The sequence below is a fragment of the Ancylobacter sp. TS-1 genome (assembly GCF_009223885.1).
Classification (GTDB): Bacteria; Pseudomonadota; Alphaproteobacteria; order Rhizobiales; family Xanthobacteraceae; genus Ancylobacter.
In genome coordinates, this window is the sequence record NZ_CP045144.1 from 3,351,259 (window position 1) to 3,367,120 (window position 15,862).

Here is a 15,862-nt window from a genome sequence, read left to right on the forward strand (position 1 = left end):
GGGACTAAATGCGTAAGATCTATCTGGCGCCGACCTTCGTGAAGGCGCAGTCGCTGTCGGCGATCACGGCGGCGCCTCCGCCGCCGGTCACTTCGGGCTACGTGCACTACACCTGACGGGATTTCGCGCGCCGCCGGTGGGCGGCTGCGGGTTCCATCCTTTCCCACATCTTTGCGGTTTCCCGGCGGTCTGCGTGTGTCGCGCGGATGCGTGCCAGGGCAGGCGGCATCGGACGAGATGAGTTTCGATATGCGCAAGACCTATGCGGTGCCGGCCTTCGTGAAGGTGCAGAATCTGTCGGCGGTCGTGGCGGCGTCGCTGCCGGTGACCTCCGGCTACACTCCGGTGGGTTGACGCGCCACCAACGCCGCCCTCTACAGTGGGCAAGGTATTATGATTCAAAGGGATTTCGACATGCGCAAGACCTATGCGGCGCCGGCCTTCGTGAAGGTTCAGAACCTGTCGGCCGTCGTGGCGGCGACGCTGCCCGTGACGTCGGGCTATACGCCGACGGTGTGACGGCGGCTGGCCTTCCGGGCCGTTCGCCTGTGCATGGGATAGCCCGGCTTGCCGGGCTTTTTGTGCTTGCGGGCGCTTCCTGTTTGGCGGCAGCATGGCGTGCGGTTGCGCCTGCGAGCGACCGCGCGGGGTTTTCGTGCATGAGTGACGATGTTCATGGCGCCTATTGAGTCGACCACCATTCTCGCGCTCGCGCCGATGGCGTCGGTGCAGTCGGTCGGGGAGGGCGCCGTCGTGCTGCTCGCCGACAGCGGCCAGCTTTTCACCTGCAACGAGACCACCGAGGCCTTCCTGCTCAAGCTGGACGGCGCGCGCAGCTTCGCCGAGGTGATCGATCTGCTCGGCGCCGAGTTCGACGCCGATTCGGAAACGCTCGCCGCGGATTTCGGCTCGCTTGCGCTCCAGCTTCTGGACGAGCGCGTGATCCAGCGGACGGGGTGAGGGCGCCATGGCGAGGGCCTCCGGCGCGCCCGCGCTGCTGCGTCGCCTGCGTTTTCGCGCCGATGTCTGGCTGGCGGCCCGGCTGCTGCCCTTCCGTCTTGCCGGGCGCAGCTTCGAGGAGGTGCTGAAGGTCGTGCCCGCAGCGCCGCAGCCGCGCTACGCCGGTCTCTCGCCTGATTATATCAGCCGCACGGTCCAGCGCGTGACTCGCCGCCCGCTGCTCATGCGCGACCGCCGCTGCCTGCGGCAGGGGCTGCTGGGATTCGGCTATATGGCGCAGGCGGGCCTGTCGCCGGAACTGCATTTCGCGGTGGAGCGGGGATCCGTGCCGACCGGCCAGCTGGCGGCCCATTGCTGGGTCTGTCTCGACGGCCGGCCGGTCCTCAGCGACCGCACGCCGGACATGGTGACGATCTATGTCCACCGCCTCTGACGGGTGCGCGCGCGCCGCGCCGGATCCCCACCTCGCCCATTACGATTTCGGCGGCCGCCGCCTCGCCCTCGCGGCGGAGGCGGCCAGCCTGCTGCTGCCGCTCGACCGCTTTCTCGCCTCGCTGCGGGTCGAGCCGGAGGGCGCGCCCGATTTCCGTCTGACGCTGCGGCATGGCGCGTTCCATGAGTCGGTGCCGGGCGACACGCTGTTCGCTTCCGGCCCCATTCCCGGCGAGGGCGATTTCGACTTTCACCGGCGCGGCGAGGGTCTGCTGCTGCGCGGGCCGGACGTCTCGGTGCTGATCGAGCCGTCGCGGCGGCGCGCCGAGATCGTCACCGCGCCGGGGGCGGAGTTCCGCTCGGCTTCCGCCGCCGGCCTGCTGACGCTGGAGATGGTGATCGACGCCTTCGGGCAGGCCCTCATCCACGCCGCTGGCCTGACGCTGCCGGACCGCGACGCGCTGGTGCTGCTGCACGCGCCGAGCGGCACCGGCAAGACGACGACGGCGCTCGCTCTGGCCGGTGCCGGCTTCGGCCTGTGCGCGGACGATGCCATCGTGATCGGCGCCGGCGGCATCTGCGCCTGGGGCCTGCCGCGCTTCGTCAAGATTCATCACCGCACGGCCGAGCTGCTGCCCTGGCTGGCGCCCGCCCTGACCGACACGTGGGACGCGGCCGGCGAGCAGGCGGTGCCGCTGGAGCGGCTCGGCCCGCCCGCGCGCATCGAGGATCGCCGTCCGCGCCCGGTCGCCGGACTGTTCATGGTGACGCGCGGCGAGGGGCCGACACAGGTGTTGCCGCAGGCCCGCGTCGACGCGCTGGCGGCGCTGGCCGCCGACAATGTGCGCGGGGGCCGCGAGGGGCTTCAGACCCATCAGGCCGGGCGCTGGGCGATGCTCGCGCGGCTGGCCTCGTCGACGCCGGTGTTCGAGCTTCGCGTCGGCGCGGATGTCGCCAATATCGGGGCGCGGGTGCGCGAGGCGCTGGAGCCGCTCGCCTAGGCGCGGAGGAGCTGAAGCCAGCGGAAGCCGTGGCGGCGCAGATGCGAGCCGCGGCTGGGCTTCGGCATGGCGTCGAGAACGGCGTCGGCGGTCAGCAGCCGCCGCCCCAGCGCGCCCCGGCGCCCGCCATCGAAGCGGTCGGCGAGTGCCGCCGTTCGCGCATCGCCGAACAGGTCCGCCGTCACGTGGAGCGCGGCGCCGACCTCCAGTTCGGCCCCGACGCGGGCCACCGCGCGCGCGAGCGCGGCCTCGTCCACGATGTGCCGCGCCGCCTGCAGCATATCGACCGCGAATTGCAGGCGATGGAATTTGTGCCCGCCCAGCGCATGGATGGCCGCCACGATCAGCATGCCGGCCGGGCTCGGCTCGGCTCCCTCGCTCACCGCCTTGAGCTCGGCATAGCCGAAGGACAGGCGCCGGCGCAGCGAGGGATAGTGTACGAGGTCGCCCTGCGCCTCGACCATGAGCTGCGGGTTGCCCTCGAAGAACCATTTATATTCGAGGTAGCGGGCCGAGTTGTCCCACACCTTCTCGTGCAGTACGAAGCCGCAATCGGCCAGCGCGGCGCCGATGCCGTCAAGGTCGCCGGGGTCGGCGAGGATGTCGATATCGGTGAAGGTGCGGTCGGAGGCGTGCGTGTAAAGCCGGTCGGCGAAGACCGGCCCCTTGACGATCTCGGCCGGAATGGCGCGCTCGCGCAGCCGGGCGCCGATGCGCGCCGCGTGGTGGCGCAGCAGCATGGCGCGCCCGACGGTCAGCGTGTGCTCGGTCTCGATGCGCTCGATGTCGGCGCGGAAAGCCTCGCTGCGGCCCTCGCCCCGCGCCGCGCCGCGCAGCTTGCGCCAGACGATGGCGAGCACGCCATGCGCGCGCGCCAGTTCGAAAAGCCGTCCGAGCCGGGCATCGGACCAGAGCGCCGCGTCCGGCGCTGTCGCCTCGGGGTCGGCGAGCTGGCAGAGGAGGCGTTTCTCCTCGGGAGCGAGTGGCACGGCACGGCCTCCGTCACGGCGTCTCGCCGCGCGACCGCGCGACGGGAGCCGAGCCTTACCATGGTGCCGGTGGCTCCCGCCATAGCGGGACGGACCGCTCAGTCCTGCTTCCAGACCGGCCAGGTGTCGGAGAGGCGGTAGCCGGTCGGCCAGGGGTCTTCGGGGTCGAGCATGAGCTGGGCGGTGTGCGTCACCCAGGCGCGGCCCATGATGGAGGGGAAGATCGCCGGCCGGCCGCCGACCGAGGTCTCGCCCTCGATGCGGCACTCGAAGCGCGAATCGATGATCGAGCGGCCGATGAAGGTCTCGCCGATCTTGAGCTGTCCCTTGGCGTGCAGCACCGCCATGCGGGCCGAGCAGCCGGTGCCGGTCGGCGAGCGGTCGATCTTGCCGGGGCGGATGGCGACCGCGTTGGCGCCGGTCTTCACGCCGTTTTCCTCCACCACGGGGGCGGCGAACTGGCAGAAGGAGATGTGGTTCCAGTCGGCATTCTCCGGGTGTTTGAAGCCGAGCTGGCGGTTGGCCGCCTTGACGATCTTCATGCCGGTCTCGGCCAGATCCTTCGCCTCGTCCGGGCGGATGGAGAAGCCGAGCGCATGGGCGTCGACGATGCAGAAGCTGTCGCCGCCATAGGCGGTGTCGACGGTGAGCGTGCCGAGGCCCTCGACCTCCAGTTTCGCGTCGAGCTTGTCGGCGAAGGAAGGATGGTTGCGCACCTTGATCCGCTCGGCCTTGCCATTGCGGCAATAGGCGGTGGCCTCGATCAGCCCGCCCGGGGCCTCCAGCACCATGTGGGTTTCAGGCTCCACCATCGGCACGATGCCGGTGTCGAGCAGCACGGTGGCGACGCAGATCGAGTTGGAGCCGGACATGGGCGGGGTGTCTTCCGGCTCCATGATGATCCACGCCGCAACCGCCTTCGGGTCCTTCGGCGGCACCAGCAGGTTCACATGACGGAACACGCCCCCGCGCGGTTCCTGCAGCACGAAATTGCGGAGCGTGTTGTCGGAGGCGATGAAGCGCGACTGCGCCCACACAGTGTCGCCCGGCGGCGGGGAGACGCCGCCGACGATGACGTCGCCGACCTCGCCCTCGGCATGGCAGCCGACGATGTGGATGACCTTGGATGAGCGCATGGGGGGCCTCGTGTTTCAGTGCGGCGCCTTGACCCTCTCCCCGCTGGGGAGAGGTGGCCCGCGAAGCGGGTCGGTGAGGGGCTCCGCGATCGCGGAGCGTCGAAGACCCCTCACCCCAACCCTCTCCCCGGCGGGGAGAGGGAGCGAAAGCGCTCAGCCGATCACCACCGCCGGGTCGCCGAGCACGTCGAAGATCGGCGTGATGCCGAGGCCCGGCGCATCGGAGGCGGTCATGAAGCCGTTCTCGCGCTTCGGCGCCCCGGTGGCGATGTCGACCGTGCCATAGCTGTTGAAATCGGTGGCGGAGAAGGAGAACTCCTCCGGCGTCGAGCGGGCGAGATGGGCGATGGTGGCGGTGACGATATCGCCGCCCCAGGTGTCCTCGATGGTCATCGGCGTGCCCGAGGCGACGCAGATGTCGCGCATCAGCCGCGCCTTGGTCAGCCCGCCGACCTTGGAGATCTTCAGGTTGATGATGTCCATCGCGTCGTCCGCCAGCGCGCGCTGGAGCGTGGCGACGCCGTCGATTACCTCGTCGAGCACGAAGGGGCGATTGGTGCGCCGGCGTACCGAGACGCATTCCTCATAAGTGGGGCAGGGCTGCTCGATATAGACGTCGAGATCGGCGACGCTGGCGGCGATGCGCGCGGCTTCCGCCCGGGTCCAGCCGGTGTTGGCGTCGGCGACGAGGATGTCGGAAGCGTCGAGAATATTGCGGGTGGCGCGGATGCGGTCGATGTCCTGATCGGCGTCGCCGCCGACCTTGAGCTGGAACTTGGTGTAGCCCTCAGCCTTGTAGCCGGCGATCTTCTTGGCCATCGCCTCGGGCGCTTCCTGCGAGATGGCGCGGTAGAGCGCGACCTTTTCCTGCGCCGCGCCGCCGAGCAGCTTGTAGACCGGAAGGCCCGTGACCTTGCCGAGAATGTCCCAGCAGGCGATGTCGATCGGCGCCTTCACATAGGGGTGGCCGCGCAGCACCGAATCCATATGGCGGTTCAGCACGTTGAGGTCGGTCGGGTCGAGGCCGATCACCTTCGGGCCGATCTCCTCAAGTCCCGCGCGCACGCCGTGGGCATAGGCGGGCAGGTAAGCCGAGCCGAGCGGGCAGCACTCGGCATAGCCGGTGATGCCGGCATCGGTCTCCACCGCGACGACGGTGGAATCGAACACCTCGACGAAATTGCCGTTCGACCAGTTGTAGCGGCCCTCCTTGAGGGGAAGCCCGACCTTGTAGGCCTTGATGCCGGTGATCTTCATGTCGTGCCCTTTCGCGGCCCAAACGGATTTTGCGAACGCCGTCATCCTGAGGTGCCCGGCCGCAGGCCGGGCCTCGAAGGAGGCTCAAGCAGGAGGACGCCCTGCTCGACGATCCTTCGAGGCTCGCTTCGCTCGCACCTCAGGATGACGGTGCGCCGAAGGAAGAACCCGTCACACCACCACGAAGCCGTGCGCGAAGGGGTCGCGGTCGTCGATGAAGATGGTGTTGTAGCCGGTCATGCGGGCCCAGCCGCCGATGGAGGGGATGATGGCGTCGCGCTCGCCCACCTTCACCGTCGCCTCGACCCGGCCCTTGAACAGCGAGCCGATGATGCTCTCATGCACGAAGTCGTCGCCGACCTTCAGCTTGCCGAGCGCGGCGAGATGGGCCATGCGCGAGGAGGTGCCGGTGCCGCAGGGCGAGCGGTCGATGGCCTTGTCGCCGTAGAACACCGCGTTGCGCGCATGCGCCTGCGGGTCGCGGGCGGCGCCGGTCCAGAGGATGTGCGACAGGCCGCGGATCTCAGGCTTTTCCGGGTGCACGAACTCGTATTTCGCGTTGAGCGCCCGGCGCAGGCCCGGGCTCATGCCCACCAACTGGCCGGCGGTGAAGTCCGCCATGTCGCGGAAATTCTCCTGCGGCTCGACGATGGCGTAGAAATTCCCGCCATAGGCCACGTCGACGGTGATCTCGCCGAGTTCCGGGCACTCCGCCGTCAGGCCCTGCGCATAGAGGAAGCCGGGCACGTTGGTGATGCGCACCTCTTCCACATATTGCCCGACCTGCGTGTATTCGGCCTTCACCACGCCGGCCGGCGTGTCGAGCATCAGCACGCCCGGCACCTTCGGGGTGACGAGCCCGTGCTCGATCGCCATGGTCACGGTGCCGATGGTGCCGTGCCCGCACATGGGCAGGCAGCCCGAGGTCTCGATGAACAGGATGGCGACGTCGCAGTCCGGCCGGGTCGGGGGATAGAGAATCGAGCCCGACATCATGTCGTGGCCGCGCGGCTCGAACATCAGCCCGGTGCGGATCCAGTCGAACTCGCGCAGGAAATGGGCGCGCTTCTCGATCATGGTCGAACCGACGAGGTTCGGCCCACCGCCGGCCACCAGCCGCACGGGATTGCCGCAGGTGTGGCCGTCTATGCAGAAGAAGCTGTGTCGCGCCATGGATTGTACTCGTCAGAAGCGGTCGGGACGGAAGGGGGCGAGCGGGACGGACGGCGAGCGTCCGGCCACGAGGTCGGCGATCAGCTTGCCGGTCGCCGCGCTCTGGGTGAGGCCGAGATGGCCATGGCCGAAGGCATAGAGCACGCGGGGGCTGGCGCGGGAGGCGCCGATCACCGGCAGGCTGTCCGGCAGCGAGGGGCGGAAGCCCATCCACTGCGTGCCGCCCTCGGTGCGAAGGCCGGGCAGGAAGTCGGCGGCCTTCTTCAGCATCGCCTCGGAACGTTTGAAGTTCGGCGGCAGCTTCAGCCCGCCCAGTTCCACCGCGCCGCCGACCCGGATTCCGGTGACGAGCGGCGTCACCACGAAGCCGTGGCCGCCGAAGGTGAGCTGGCGCCGCACATCGAAGGCGCCGGGCGGCAGGGTGGTGTTGTAGCCGCGCTCGGTTTCCAAAGGGATCGCGTCGCCGAGCTGGCGGGCCAGCGGGCGCGACCAGGCGCCGCCGGCCAGTACCACGCGGGCGGCGTCCAGCGTCGTGCCGTCAGTCAGACGCAGGCTCACGCCCTCGGCGGCGGGCGCGATGGCGCTCACCTCGCCATGGGAGATCGTCGCGCCGCGCTCCATCACCGCGCGGAACAAGGCGAGGGCGAAGCGGTGGGGGTCGTCCACCGTCTGCCAGTGCGGCGTGAAGGTGCCGGCGACGAAGCGGGGCGACAGGCCGGGCTGCAATCCGGCGAGGCGCTCGCCGCGCACATGCTCGAAGGCGATGCCCTCGCGCGCCCGCGCATCCCAGCCGGGCTGCGCGGCGGAAAGCTCGGCCTCGCTCTCATAAAGCTGGAGATTGCCGTCCTGGCGCACATGCCCGGAAAGGCCGGCGGCGTCGATCATCGCGTCCATGGCGCGGGAGGCGAGGCGCATCAGATTGCCCTGCGCCTCGAGGGAGCCGCGGTAGCGGTCCGGCAGGCTGGCGCGCCAGAAGCGGAGCAGCCACGGCGTGATCTGCGGCAGGTAGGATGGCGGGATGGCGAGCGGCCCCAGCGGGTCGAGCAGCCATTTCGGCGCCTTGCGCAATATGCCCGGCGAGGCGAGCGGCAGAATGTCGGTGAAGGCCAGCGCCCCGGCATTGCCGAAGCTCGCCCCCTCCGCCACGCCGCCACGCTCGACAAGGCGCACGCGGTGCCCCTCGGCGAGCAGGTGGAAGGCGGTGGCGAGGCCGACGATGCCGGCGCCGACGACAGCTATGTCCTCACTCATTCTCTTGTGCTCACGCATCGCCGAATCCGGGGGATCCGCTGCCACGCCCCGTCATCCCGGAACGGCCGCAGGCCGTATCCGGGATCGGCTGAGAGGTCGGGGCGCGATCCCGGCTCGGCGGCTTCGCCTTGGCCGGGATGACGAGAAGGTCTCACGCCGCCTTGGCGAGGGCCGGGCGGTTGGCGAGGGCGTCGGCAACGGTCTTCTCGACCTTGGCGCGCAGCTCGCCTTCCAGCGGCAGGCGGGGCGCACGCACGCGCTCGGTGGTGCCGGTCACCAGCGCCTCGACCAGCTTGAGGTTCTGGACGAGGTAGGTCGACACGTCGAGGTCGAGCAGCGGGCGGAACCAGCGGTAGATCGCCAGCGCCTCGTCATAGCGCTTGGCCTTCATCAGCTTGTAGATCGCCACCGTCTCGTGCGGGAAGGCGATGACGAGGCCGGCGACCCAGCCGACCGCGCCGACCGCCAGCGCCTCATAGGCGAGGTTGTCGACGCCGGTGAACACGTCGTAGCGGTCGCCCAGCGCGTTGAAGATCTCGATGGTGCGGCGGATGTCGTCGGAGGATTCCTTGATGGCGACGAAGCGCTTGTCCTTCGCCAGATCGGCCATCACCTCGACGGTGACGTCGACGCGGTAGGCGACGCGGTTCGAATAGATCATCACCGGCAGGTCGGCGGCCTCGGCGATGGACGAGAGGGTGGCCACCGTCTCCTTGTGGTTGGTGTGGTAGACGAGGCTCGGCACCACCATGAGGCCGTCGGCGCCGGCCTGCGCGGCGCGCTTGGCCAGCGAGGCGCAGTCGCGCGTGGCGGAATCGGCGATGGTCATCAGCACCGGACGCTTGCCGGCCACGGACTTCGCCGTCTTCAGCACCGCGAGGCGCTCGTCATGGGAGAGCATCGGGCCCTCGCCGAGCGAGCCGTTGACGATGAGGCCGTCGACGCCGGCATCGATCTGGAAGGCGAAGCTCTTCTCCATCTCCTTGTGGTCGAGGCTGTCATCCTCGTTGAACTTCGCGGTAACGGCGGGATAGACGCCCTGCCACATGGGACTGCTCCTTGGTGCTTCGATCTGAACGGGTTCGTCTCAGAGGACGGATTTGAGGAAGTCGATGGTTTCCGGCTGCTGCGGGTTGCCGATGACCTGCGCCGGCGGGCCGATCTCGTGGATGCGCCCCTTGTGGAAGAAGGCGACGCGGTTCGACACCTCGCGGGCGAAGGCGATCTCGTGGGTGACGACGATCATCGTCATGCCCTCGGAGGAGAGCAGGCGCATCGTGTCGAGCACCTCGCCGACCAGTTGCGGGTCGAGCGCCGAGGTCACCTCGTCGAACAGCATGTAGTCGGGCGACATGGCCAGCGCGCGGGCGATGGCCATGCGCTGCTGCTGGCCGCCGGAGAGCTTGGAGGGGTAGACCTTCAGCTTCTCGGCCAGGCCGACATGGGAGAGCTTCTCGACCGCGATGGCCTCGGCCTCGGCCCGCGACTTGCCGAGCACCTTGCGCGGGGCGAGCATCACGTTCTCCAGCACGGTGAGGTGGGGGAAGGCATTCCACTGTTGAAAAACAATGCCGATCTTGCGGCGCAGCTTGTTGAGGTCGGTGCCGCGCGCATGCACGTCGGTGCCGTCGACGAGGATGCGGCCGGAATTGATCGGCTCCAGCCCGTTGATGCACATGAGCAGGGTCGACTTGCCCGAGCCGGAACCTCCGATGACGGAGACCACCTCGCCCTTCTCGACGGTCATGGTGACGCCCTTGACCACCTCGAGCGAGCCGAAGGATTTGTGGACGTCCTGGATTTCGATCGACATTTCGGTCCTCAGTCGTTCTCGCGCCAGCGCTTCTCGAGGCGTGCGCCGAGGCGGGCGATGGGGAAGCTCATCAGGAAGTAGATCAGGCCGGCGATGGAGAGCACGAAGAGCGGCTCCTGGATGCGGGTGACGATCACCTGCGAGGAGCGCAGCAATTCGACCACGCCGATCCACCACACCATGGCGGTGTCCTTCATCACGCCCAGCGTCAGGCCGATCCAGCTCGGCAGCGCCACCCGGAGCGCGATGGGGAAGACGATGGCGGTCAGGTCCTGCCAGTAGCTCATCCCGAGCGAGCGGGCGGCGCGGCGCGTGGTGGCCGGCACGGCCAGGAATCCCGAGCGCACGATCTCGGTGCAATAGGCCGACATGTAGAGCGCCAGCACCACGCAGCCGACGGTGAACGGGCTCCAGTGGATGCCGACAATGGTCTTGAAGGAGTTCGCCACCACCAGCTGGATCAGCAGCGGGATGGAGCGGAACACGTCCAGCACCGCGCCGAGCGGGGCGTTCACCCACCAGGGCGAGACCGCGCGCACCACGCCGAAGAAGACGCCCAGCAGCGTGCCGCCGATCACCGCCCAGAAGGTGAGCATCAGCGTGACGCCAGCGCCCTTCAGCATGAAGAGCAGGTCGTTGAAGGAGAAGCTGGTTTCGAACAGGGAGGAGAACATCGCGCCACCTCCCTCAGTAGCGGAACAGACGCCACGCCATCAGGCGGGCGGAGACGGTGACGAGCTTGGCGAGCAGGTAGTAGATGACGGCCGCCAGGGCGAAATACTCGAAGGTGCGGAAGGAGCGGACATTCAGCTCCTGGGTGACGCCGGTCAGGTCGTCATTGAGGCCGACGATGACGCCGAGCGAGGTCATCAGGATCGCCCAGACCATCTGGTTGGTCAGGGGATAGAACACGATGCGGAACATCTGCGGCATCACCACCAGCCGGAAGGCCTGTATCTGCCCCATGCCGAGCGAGCGGGCGGCGCGCATCTGCGTCGAGGGGACGGCGCGCAGGCCGCCGCGGAAGGTCTCGGCGAGGTAGCCGGCATTGTTGAAGGTGATGCCGGCGAGCAGGGCGACGAAGCTGTCGAGATGGATGCCGAGCGAGCCGAGGCCGAAATAGGCCATGTAGATCTGGAACAGCGCCGGCGTGTTGCGCGCCAGCTCGACCCAGCTTGCGGCGGCGCCGCGCAGCACGCGGTAGGACGAGTTGCTGGCGACCGCCAGCAGCACGGCGAAGAACACACCGAGCAGCATGGAGAGCGCGGCGATTTCGAGCGTGACCAGCGCCCCCCACAGCATGTCCGGCAGGGCGCGGAACGCAGGACGCCAGTGAAAGGTGTAATTCATGGTTCGCTCGTCGCTCGGCGGAGGCCGCAACCTGTAGTCGTCATATCACGAACGTCATCCCGGCCGGAGCCGCAGGCGCAGAGCCGGGATCGCCGTCGCGATCCCGGATACGGCCTGACGGCCGTTCCGGGATGACGGTGTCGGGAACGCTCAGCGGTAGACGCCGGGGACCGTCAGGTTGGGCGCCTCGCCGAGGCCGATCCACTTGTCGTAGAGCGCCTTGTAGCGGCCGGTGCGGACCTGCTGGTTGACGAACAGGTTGAGGTAGTTGATGAGGCCCTGCTCGTTGCGCAGCGCGATCAGCGCCACGTAGTCGATGTCGTAGGGAGCATCGCCGCCCATCATCAGGCCCTTGTACTTGCCTTCCTTCACGATCGCGGCGGCGACGGTGGAGGTGACGACGGTGGCGTCGATCTGGCCCTGGGCGAGTGCGAGGAAGACGTCGGCCTGGGTCTGGTAGCCGCGGAAGGTGGTGCCGGCGCCCCACTTCTTCACGTCGTTCTCAAGGGCGATCGCCTCGAAGGTGCCGGAGACCGAGCCGGTCTTCTTGCCCTTCAGGCTGTCGTAATCCTTGATGCCGATGCCGTCCTTGGTGAGCACGACCATCTTGAAGGCGAAGTAGGGAATGGTGAAGCCGGCGGTCTTGGCGCGCTCCAGCGTGTCGGAGGTCGAAGCGACGCCGACATCGACGCGGCCGGAGACCAGCGCCGGGATACGGTCGGGGAACGGGGTCTCGACGATCTCGGCCTTCACGCCGAGCGCCTTGGCGAGGTCGTTGCAGTAATCGACGTCGAAACCGATCGGGTTGTTGCTCGCGTCGCGCGAACCCATCGGCGGGAAGTCCAGCACCACGGCGCAGCGCAGCGTGCCGGAGGCGATGATATCGTCGAGCTTGTCGGCCTGCGCGGGCATGGCGGCGGCGAGCGTCAGCGCAGCAGCGGCCAGAATGCCGATTCCCTTAGCCATTACGGCTCTCCTCTGAAGGAAGGTTTGATTGGCTCTTAGTGGCCGTCCGGCGTCGGGCGATGAGGCGCCGTTCGGCGACGGGAGAAGCTTCCAATTTTTGGATCCAAGTTTCAATATCCTTTTTGCACTTCCTGTGCGAATTTATGCGGCAATGGGTGCCCCTCTGGTGCGCGGGCTGGTGAAAAGGCAGTCTGTGCGGGATGTTCGGCACGACGAATCGGCACCAAAGCCGGCGCGCCGGCTCGGTCTTAGGGGGTGTGAAGTGAAGGTGAGAGCCACGGACATCGCGCAGATGGCATCCGCTTCGGACGTCATTTTCGACGCGCTGCGCGAGGCGATCGCCAAGGGCGACATCGCCGAGGGGCAGACCCTGCGGCAGGACCATATCGCCCGCATGTTCAACGTCAGCCGCATCCCGGTGCGCGAGGCGCTGACGCGGCTGGAAGAGCAGGGCCTCGTCTCGACGCAGCGCTACCGCGGCGCCGTGGTCACGACCCTCTCCGCCGACGAGATCCGCGAGATCTTCGAGTTCCGCGCCGTGCTGGAGCCCGAGGTGCTGCGCTATTCGGTCGAGCGGATTTCGGCCGAGGGGCTGGAGACCGCCAAGCGCTTCGCTGATGCTTTCTCGACGGAAACCGATTCCTCGCACTGGGGCGAGCTCAACCGCCGCTTCCACTACAGCCTCTACGAGCCGTCCGGCCGTCCCTATTATCTTCAGACCATCAGCGCCGCGCTCGACCGGGTCGACCGCTATCTGCGCGCCCAGCTCGTGCTGACCTCGGGCATGGCGCGCGCGCGGCGCGAGCACCAGGGCATTCTGGACGCCTGCATCCGGCGCGACGCCGAGGCGGCGGCGCGGCTCACGCGCGAGCACATTCTCGGCGCCAGCGTGTCGCTGATCGACTTCCTTGAGCGCACGCGGGCCGAACGCGCTCTGGCCGAGCGTTCGCCTGCGGCCAATGGCGCCGGCCGCCCGCGCGACTGAGGCCCGCTCGCGGCCCACCCCGCCCTCTACCGGCCAACCCGGGGGAAAATACCTCGGTATTGCCCCAATCGTGCAACGATCGGAAATATTCGGACGTAACGCGGCAATCCGGCCGGGCGAGGTTGGCGGGGTCCGGGCGGCGGGCTTAGCGCCCAGTGCCCCCCACCAAACGCACGCACGTCGTCCGGGCACCCCTTCCAGCATCGCGTGGCCACACCCAGGGGCCTGCCCGCGCCGTCCGGCCCGGGCGGCATCGGGTTGTCGCAAGACTGTCACAGCTTCGTCGTGTTGGGCGGCGTACACAGGTCGCTGGCAGCGTTTGCCGCCATGACGCACGTGGCCGTCGGGACATCGCCGATCCTCGATCGGGCTTGATGGCGTCGCCGGTTCGCCGCGCGTGCCCGCACTCTTCGCAAGCCAGATCAGGGACGGCCCATGTCCGACGACCACTCCGACGACCACTCCGACGAGAAGCCCGAAAACACCAAGGACCAGTTCGCCCGCATCCGCGAGGAGATCGCCGACAGCTTTGACGAGGAGCTGGAGACCCAGCTCGACGAGGACTGGCTCGACGAGCTGGTCGCCGAGGGCATGGGGGAGGGCGGCGCGCCCACGCTCGACCGCAAGATCTATTTCCGCGAGCTGTTCCGCCTCCAGCACGAGCTGATCCGCCTGCAGGACTGGGTGCAGCACAAGAAGCTCAAGGTCGCGGTACTGTTCGAGGGCCGCGATTCCGCCGGCAAGGGCGGCGCGATCAAGCGCGTGACGCAGCGGCTCAACCCGCGCGTCTGCCGGGTCGTGGCGCTGCCCGCGCCGACCGAGCGCGAGCGTACCCAGTGGTACTTCCAGCGCTACGTCTCGCACCTGCCGGCCGGCGGCGAGATCGTGCTGTTCGACCGCTCCTGGTACAACCGCGCCGGTGTCGAGCGGGTGATGGGCTTCTGCAGCCCGGACGAGCTTGAGGAGTTCTTTCGCGCCGTGCCGGACTTCGAGCGCATGCTGGTGCGCTCGGGCATCATTCTCATCAAGTACTGGTTCTCGATCACCGACGAGGAGCAGGAATTCCGCTTCCGCATGCGCATCGAGGATCCGCTCAAGCAGTGGAAGCTCTCGCCCATGGATTTGCAGAGCCGCGTCCACTGGGAGGAGTACACCAAGGCGAAGGAAGAGATGCTGGAGCGGACCCACACGCCGGAAGCGCCCTGGTGGGTCGTGCAGGCGGTGGACAAGAAGAAGGCGCGCCTGAACTGCATCCAACACCTGCTGGAGCAGATTCCCTACGAGACCGTGCCCCGCCCGGACATCGTGCTGCCCGGCCGTGTGCGCCATGACGACTATCTGCGCCATCCGGTGCCGCCGGAAATGTACGTGCCGGAGGTCTACTGACCCCGACACTGTGACCCGCGGCGGCGCCGCGGGTCGACAATTCATAGACCGGCGCGATAATGATCCGCGCGATCATCGAGCCGGTCTATCATGAAACCCTACGAGCAGCGGCTGCCCTTTCATCTCGACTGGAACCTGCTGCGCACCTTCATGGTGGTGGTCGAGCAGGGCGGCATCACGCGCGCGGCCGAGTTCCTCGGCCTGCGCCAGCCCACCATATCGAGCGCGCTCAAGCGGCTGGAGGACGCGATCGGCCATCGCCTGCTCGATCGCGGCCCCAGCCATTTCGCCGTCACCGAGGCCGGCCGCATCCTCTACCAGGAGAGCCGGTCGATGTTCGAGGCGGTGTCGCAGCTGCCCGGCCTGATGAGCGTGGCCGAGGGGCGGGTGAGCGGCCATGTCAGCATCGCCATGACCAGCCACGTGGTCTCGCCGCATTTCGACGCGCTGCTGGCACGCTTCAACCGCCAGCACCCTGACGTCACCTATTCGATCTTCGTCACCGAGAGCGCCGAGGTGCTGAACCGGCTGCGCCAGAACCGCGCCACGCTCGGCCTGTGCCTGATGAGCCGGCCCGACCCCGCGCTCGCCGCCCGCGTGCTGTTCCGCGAATATTTCGGCCTGTTCTGCGGGCCGGGGCACCGGCTGTTCGGCCGCGAGGGACTGACGCTGGCGGATCTGCAGGGCGAGGATTCGGTCTCGTTCCAGACCGATGTCGAGGGTGGCTCGCTGCACTCCGTCACGCAGTTGCGCGAACTCGCCCTGCTGCGCCCGAAGCTGAAGGGCGTCTCGGCCAACCTGCCGGAAGTGCTGCGCATGATCGTCGCCGGAATCGGCGTCGGCGCGCTGCCCGTCCATGTCGCGCGCCGCGAGGTCGAGGATGGCCGGCTGTGGCGGCTTCCGCCGCATGAGGCGCTGCCGGCGGTCGACGTGTTCCGCGTCACCCACCCGCTGCGCAGCCTGAACCCGGCCGAGCGCGTGCTGGTCCAGCAGCTCGACGCGATGCTGGACGAGGTGCCGCTCGACGAGCGCTGCTACCGGGCCTGACCCCCCGCGTGCCGGCGGTGCGACATAGGCCGGCGCTATGCTCGCCATGTCCATTATCTATTTGCGCGATGATGGTGGCGCGGCCACCCTCGCATGGTGCATGGCCCAACCGTTGC

16 protein-coding genes are annotated in these 15,862 nt (G+C 68.3%); 6 read left to right on the forward strand and 10 right to left on the reverse strand.

Annotated elements, in window-relative coordinates; all coding sequences use genetic code 11:
- The first annotated feature begins 675 nt into the window (after positions 1–675).
- From GBB76_RS15680 to GBB76_RS15690, 3 genes are read left to right on the forward strand one after another with little or no spacing between them, the layout of a single operon-like run.
- Complete coding sequence (locus tag GBB76_RS15680; RefSeq protein ID WP_152304166.1) at positions 676–960, forward strand: PqqD family protein; 285 nt, start codon at positions 676–678, stop codon at positions 958–960.
- Between the two features lie 7 nt (positions 961–967).
- Positions 968–1,393 (forward strand): lasso peptide biosynthesis B2 protein, encoded by a 426-nt coding sequence (locus GBB76_RS15685; protein WP_152304167.1) that lies wholly within the window; start codon positions 968–970, stop codon positions 1,391–1,393.
- On the forward strand, positions 1,377–2,393 hold the full coding sequence (locus GBB76_RS15690) for a serine kinase (protein ID WP_152304168.1): 1,017 nt from the start codon (positions 1,377–1,379) through the stop codon (positions 2,391–2,393). The genes GBB76_RS15685 and GBB76_RS15690 overlap by 17 nt, the downstream gene beginning before the upstream one ends.
- Here the strand turns inward: GBB76_RS15690 and GBB76_RS15695 are convergent.
- The 10 genes from GBB76_RS15695 to GBB76_RS15740 form a co-directional block, all read right to left on the reverse strand.
- The gene (locus GBB76_RS15695; RefSeq protein ID WP_152304169.1) at positions 2,390–3,382 is read right to left on the reverse strand and encodes a nucleotidyltransferase family protein; all 993 of its coding nucleotides are present in this window, start codon (positions 3,380–3,382) and stop codon (positions 2,390–2,392) included. The genes GBB76_RS15690 and GBB76_RS15695 overlap by 4 nt on opposite strands.
- A 98-nt stretch (positions 3,383–3,480) precedes the next feature.
- Complete coding sequence (locus GBB76_RS15700; RefSeq protein WP_152304170.1) at positions 3,481–4,518, reverse strand: proline racemase family protein; 1,038 nt, start codon at positions 4,516–4,518, stop codon at positions 3,481–3,483.
- A 153-nt stretch (positions 4,519–4,671) separates the two neighbouring features.
- Positions 4,672–5,775 (reverse strand): cis-3-hydroxy-L-proline dehydratase, encoded by a 1,104-nt coding sequence (locus tag GBB76_RS15705; RefSeq protein WP_152304171.1) that lies wholly within the window; start codon positions 5,773–5,775, stop codon positions 4,672–4,674.
- A 171-nt stretch (positions 5,776–5,946) separates the two neighbouring features.
- Complete coding sequence (locus GBB76_RS15710) at positions 5,947–6,948, reverse strand: 4-hydroxyproline epimerase (protein ID WP_152304172.1); 1,002 nt, start codon at positions 6,946–6,948, stop codon at positions 5,947–5,949.
- Positions 6,949–6,960: 12 nt separating this feature from the next.
- Positions 6,961–8,217 carry an FAD-binding oxidoreductase gene (locus GBB76_RS15715; RefSeq protein WP_152304173.1) on the reverse strand — a complete coding sequence of 419 codons (1,257 nt, stop codon included), beginning with the start codon at positions 8,215–8,217 and terminating at the stop codon, positions 6,961–6,963.
- A 133-nt stretch (positions 8,218–8,350) separates the two neighbouring features.
- Positions 8,351–9,247, reverse strand: coding sequence for a dihydrodipicolinate synthase family protein (locus GBB76_RS15720; RefSeq protein WP_152304174.1), 897 nt, complete (start codon positions 9,245–9,247; stop codon positions 8,351–8,353).
- Between the two features lie 39 nt (positions 9,248–9,286).
- Entirely contained in the window at positions 9,287–10,012 is a 726-nt protein-coding gene (locus GBB76_RS15725) for an amino acid ABC transporter ATP-binding protein (protein ID WP_152304175.1), read from the reverse strand.
- A gap of 8 nt (positions 10,013–10,020) precedes the next feature.
- Positions 10,021–10,674: an amino acid ABC transporter permease gene (locus GBB76_RS15730; RefSeq protein WP_202911251.1), complete on the reverse strand. Its 654-nt coding sequence runs from the start codon at positions 10,672–10,674 to the stop codon at positions 10,021–10,023.
- Between the two features lie 25 nt (positions 10,675–10,699).
- Positions 10,700–11,362, reverse strand: a complete 663-nt coding sequence (locus GBB76_RS15735) for an amino acid ABC transporter permease (protein WP_152304177.1) — start codon at positions 11,360–11,362, stop codon at positions 10,700–10,702.
- A gap of 150 nt (positions 11,363–11,512) precedes the next feature.
- Complete coding sequence (locus GBB76_RS15740) at positions 11,513–12,328, reverse strand: transporter substrate-binding domain-containing protein (protein WP_152304178.1); 816 nt, start codon at positions 12,326–12,328, stop codon at positions 11,513–11,515.
- 292 nt (positions 12,329–12,620) lie between these two features.
- On the opposite strand from GBB76_RS15740, the gene GBB76_RS15745 reads away from it, so the two are divergent.
- The 3 genes from GBB76_RS15745 (at position 12,621) to GBB76_RS15755 (ending at position 15,746) form a co-directional block, all read left to right on the forward strand.
- Entirely contained in the window at positions 12,621–13,313 is a 693-nt protein-coding gene (locus GBB76_RS15745; protein WP_246668953.1) for a GntR family transcriptional regulator, read from the forward strand.
- Between the two features lie 435 nt (positions 13,314–13,748).
- Entirely contained in the window at positions 13,749–14,699 is a 951-nt protein-coding gene (gene ppk2 / locus GBB76_RS15750) for a polyphosphate kinase 2 (protein WP_152304180.1), read from the forward strand.
- 90 nt (positions 14,700–14,789) lie between these two features.
- A complete protein-coding gene (locus GBB76_RS15755; RefSeq protein WP_152304181.1) occupies positions 14,790–15,746 on the forward strand; it encodes a LysR family transcriptional regulator in 957 nt (318 codons plus the stop codon).
- Positions 15,747–15,862 lie beyond the last annotated feature (116 nt).

Excerpts from the sequence above, each read along its gene's own strand:
- GBB76_RS15680 (WP_152304166.1), top strand. The coding sequence starts at position 676 with ATGGCGCCTATTGAGTCGACCACCATTCTCGCGCTCGCGCCGATGGCG.
- GBB76_RS15685 (WP_152304167.1), top strand. The coding sequence starts at position 968 with ATGGCGAGGGCCTCCGGCGCGCCCGCGCTGCTGCGTCGCCTGCGTTTT.
- GBB76_RS15690 (WP_152304168.1), top strand. The coding sequence starts at position 1,377 with ATGTCCACCGCCTCTGACGGGTGCGCGCGCGCCGCGCCGGATCCCCAC.
- GBB76_RS15700 (WP_152304170.1), bottom strand. The coding sequence starts at position 4,518 with ATGCGCTCATCCAAGGTCATCCACATCGTCGGCTGCCATGCCGAGGGC.
- GBB76_RS15705 (WP_152304171.1), bottom strand. The coding sequence starts at position 5,775 with ATGAAGATCACCGGCATCAAGGCCTACAAGGTCGGGCTTCCCCTCAAG.
- GBB76_RS15710 (WP_152304172.1), bottom strand. The coding sequence starts at position 6,948 with ATGGCGCGACACAGCTTCTTCTGCATAGACGGCCACACCTGCGGCAAT.
- GBB76_RS15715 (WP_152304173.1), bottom strand. The coding sequence starts at position 8,217 with ATGCGTGAGCACAAGAGAATGAGTGAGGACATAGCTGTCGTCGGCGCC.
- GBB76_RS15720 (WP_152304174.1), bottom strand. The coding sequence starts at position 9,247 with ATGTGGCAGGGCGTCTATCCCGCCGTTACCGCGAAGTTCAACGAGGAT.
- GBB76_RS15725 (WP_152304175.1), bottom strand. The coding sequence starts at position 10,012 with ATGTCGATCGAAATCCAGGACGTCCACAAATCCTTCGGCTCGCTCGAG.
- GBB76_RS15735 (WP_152304177.1), bottom strand. The coding sequence starts at position 11,362 with ATGAATTACACCTTTCACTGGCGTCCTGCGTTCCGCGCCCTGCCGGAC.
- GBB76_RS15740 (WP_152304178.1), bottom strand. The coding sequence starts at position 12,328 with ATGGCTAAGGGAATCGGCATTCTGGCCGCTGCTGCGCTGACGCTCGCC.
- GBB76_RS15745 (WP_246668953.1), top strand. The coding sequence starts at position 12,621 with ATGGCATCCGCTTCGGACGTCATTTTCGACGCGCTGCGCGAGGCGATC.
- ppk2 (WP_152304180.1), top strand. The coding sequence starts at position 13,749 with ATGTCCGACGACCACTCCGACGACCACTCCGACGAGAAGCCCGAAAAC.
- GBB76_RS15755 (WP_152304181.1), top strand. The coding sequence starts at position 14,790 with ATGAAACCCTACGAGCAGCGGCTGCCCTTTCATCTCGACTGGAACCTG.